The following is a 319-nucleotide window of genomic DNA, read 5'->3' on the forward strand; positions in this document are numbered from 1 at the left end:
AACCTGAAGCGATGGTGGGGGGTGACGAACCTGTGGCAACAATCGAAGGGGGCTCTGGAACTGTGGATGCAGATTCGTTCCACGGCCTATGCACTGACCCAATTGCTCGCCCTGAAACTGTGGGAACTGAACTTTAGACATTCGCGGGTTTTTCCAAATATCGAAGGTACCCATCTGCGCGATAAATATTTTCAAAAAATGCAAAAAACACTTGACATGAAATCCGATTTGCGAGGTCGCTGCGCTACCCGCTCGGGGTTGTTTTTGAAGCGGGTAGCGCAGCGACCAATGAAGGGTTTTCAACCCCTGATCCCTCTTC

1 pseudogene is annotated in these 319 nt (G+C 50.5%); it reads left to right on the forward strand.

Going from position 1 to position 319, the window contains the following annotated elements:
- Window positions 1-319, forward strand: a pseudogene (locus IV91_RS18935) (hypothetical protein); the annotation flags it as partial.

Origin of the sequence: Ferrovum myxofaciens (assembly GCF_000735045.1) — a bacterium.
GTDB lineage: Bacteria > Pseudomonadota > Gammaproteobacteria > Burkholderiales > Ferrovaceae > Ferrovum > Ferrovum myxofaciens.